Source organism: Mycobacterium sp. TH-M11 (assembly GCF_057473725.1).
This window is the reverse complement of the sequence record NZ_JBYCLD010000015.1, coordinates 1-2316: the sequence shown is the minus strand read 5'-3', so window position 1 is coordinate 2316 and position 2316 is coordinate 1. Positions and strand designations below refer to the sequence as shown.

4 protein-coding genes are annotated in these 2316 nt (G+C 65.4%); 3 read left to right on the top strand and 1 reads right to left on the bottom strand.

The genetic code is table 11. The features are described 5' to 3' along the window. The 3 genes from AC2VOG_RS00660 to AC2VOG_RS00650 form a co-directional block, all read left to right on the top strand. Positions 1–379, top strand: a 379-nt coding sequence (locus AC2VOG_RS00660) for an alpha-E domain-containing protein (protein WP_486937986.1), incomplete at its 5' end; no start/stop codon positions are given. Further along, positions 379–1218: a transglutaminase family protein gene (locus AC2VOG_RS00655; RefSeq protein ID WP_486937985.1), complete on the top strand. Its 840-nt coding sequence runs from the start codon at positions 379–381 to the stop codon at positions 1216–1218. The genes AC2VOG_RS00660 and AC2VOG_RS00655, both read left to right, overlap by 1 nt. Positions 1219–1340: 122 nt before the next feature. Beyond that, complete coding sequence (locus AC2VOG_RS00650; protein WP_486937984.1) at positions 1341–1769, top strand: CBS domain-containing protein; 429 nt, start codon at positions 1341–1343, stop codon at positions 1767–1769. Between the two features lies 1 nt (position 1770). Here AC2VOG_RS00650 and AC2VOG_RS00645 read toward each other — a convergent pair whose 3' ends face one another. Further along, positions 1771–2262 (bottom strand): type II toxin-antitoxin system PemK/MazF family toxin, encoded by a 492-nt coding sequence (locus tag AC2VOG_RS00645; RefSeq protein ID WP_486937987.1) that lies wholly within the window; start codon positions 2260–2262, stop codon positions 1771–1773. Positions 2263–2316 lie beyond the last annotated feature (54 nt).

Below are 2316 nucleotides of genomic sequence, written 5' to 3'. Positions count from 1 at the left end.
GGTGGTCGAATTCATCCTGCTCGATCGGCGGTTTCCGCGGTCGATCTTCTATTCGCTGAAGATGGCCGAGCATCATCTCGACGAGTTGCTGCACAATTCGCACAGTGGAGTCGGCGCCATCTCCGAGGCCCAGCGGCTGCTGGGCCGCGCACGCAGCGAACTCGAATTCGTCCGGCCGGGCGTGTTACTCGAGTCGTTGGAGATGCGGTTGGCTGGTCTGCAGAAGTCGTGTTCTGACGTTGGAGGAGCGTTGGCGGCGCAGTACTTTCACCCGGTTCCGTGGGTGGCCTGGACTGACGCCGGTCAGCGGGATCCAGTGCCGGCCAAACCGGCCAAAGCGACCAGGGCGACCAAGGCGACCAAGCAGGGGAAGAACTGATGTGGCGCATGCGGGTGTTGCACGCAACCGGCTACGCGTACCCGTCCCCGGCGACAGCGTCCTACAACGAAGCCCGGCTTACGCCGCGATCGGATTCACGACAAAACGTCGTGCTCAACCGTGTCGAGACCGTTCCGGCAACCCGGTCATATCGCTACATCGACTATTGGGGCACCGCGGTCACGGCGTTCGACTTGCATGCACCCCACACCGAGTTGACCGTGACGTCGGCGTCGGTGGTCGAGACCGAGAAGCCGGACCCGCCCAGCCAACAGCTCACCTGGTCGGAACTGCGCAGCGAAGCAGTCATCGACCGCTATGACCAATTGCTGAGCCCCACCGATCAGGCGCCAGCGAGCAAACGTATTGCGGCCGTGGGCAGGCAGATCGCCAAAGAGCACGAGCCTGCCGACGCGGTCCTGGCCGCCTCGGCATGGGTACGCGGCGAACTGGACTACGTCAAAGGCAGCACCAGCGTGCGTTCGTCGGGTTTGGATGCGTTGCGCGAAGGCAAAGGCGTCTGCCAGGACTTCGTCCATGTGTCGTTGATGGTGTTGCGCAGCATGGGAATTCCCGCGCGCTACGTCTCCGGTTACCACCACCCCGACGCGGACGCCGAGGTCGGCGAAACCGTCGACGGTCATAGTCACGCCTGGATTCAGGCCTGGACCGGAGGCTGGTGGGATCACGACCCCACCAACGACAGCGAGATCAACGAGCAGTACGTCAGCGTCGGCGTCGGGCGTGACTACGCCGATGTGGCCCCGCTCAAGGGCATTTACTCGGGGCAGGGCGCCACCGATCTCGACGTGGTCATCGAGATCACCCGATTGGCATAACCAGAGCATGTAGCCCCGGGTGTTCACGTGAAGTAATCGGCTCGATTTGTCCCAGCGGCTGACATGCCGCCCATCTCGTCGTAGCCTGGATGTGAATCTGATCACATGCGGCGGGAGGCTCGATGCGGATAGCGGATGTGTTGCGCGGCAAAGGTGCGGCGGTGGTGACGATCCAGCCCGACGCGACGGTCGCTGAGCTGATTGCCGGGCTGGCCGATCACAACATCGGCGCGATGGTGGTGGCGGCGGCTGACGGTGTCAAAGGGATCGTCTCCGAGCGCGACGTGGTCCGCCAGTTGCACGCCCACGGGGCGTCGGTGCTGGCTGAGCCAGTCTCGACAATCATGACCGCGGCCGTCTCGACCTGCACCAAGTCCGACACCGTGGACAGCCTCACCAGGCTGATGACCGAAGACCGGGTGCGGCACGTGCCGGTACTGGAGGACGGGAAACTGATCGGCATCGTCAGCATCGGCGACGTCGTCAAGACCAGGATGCAGGAGCTGGAGAGCGAGCACGAGCAGCTGCAGTCCTACATCACACAGGGGTAGCTCAGCTCCACGAGTAGTCGCGGCGCAGACGCGCTGCGACCTGGTCGAATATCGTGCGGTCCAGAATCGCGCCTTCGCGCCGGATGCTCGCTTCGGGAACGTCGAGCACGCGGTCCAGGCGTACCCAGCTGGGCCGGCCCTCGCCGTCCCAACTGCCGGCGCCGATGCCCACCCAGCATCGGTCGGCGGCATGGCTTTTCTCGCTCGACACCGTCAAGCCGAGCAGCGTCGTGTGATCGCGGCCCACGACCAGCACGGGGTGGTCCTCGCCGCGGGTCGGGTCTTGCTCGTAGGTCACCCACGTCCACACGATTTCGCCGGGGTCGGCGCGACCGTCGAGGTCGGGGGAGTAGACGATGCGGCGCGCCCGATGCGCGGTGGGGGCGCTGGTGCGGGTCACCGGGCGACCGGCGGTGATTTCGGCGGGGGCGGTGCCGGCGAGCACGTCGAGGCCGACCTGGATGCCGCGCCGCACCGCGGGGGAATGCTGCAGCTGCCGAATCAATTTCGGTGCCTCGCTGAACACCAGCTGTTCCGCCAGTCGCTG

Bases quoted from the DNA above. Each gene is read 5' to 3' on its own strand.
- AC2VOG_RS00650 (WP_486937984.1), top strand. From the start codon at position 1,341: ATGCGGATAGCGGATGTGTTGCGCGGCAAAGGTGCGGCGGTGGTGACG.
- AC2VOG_RS00655 (WP_486937985.1), top strand. From the start codon at position 379: ATGTGGCGCATGCGGGTGTTGCACGCAACCGGCTACGCGTACCCGTCC.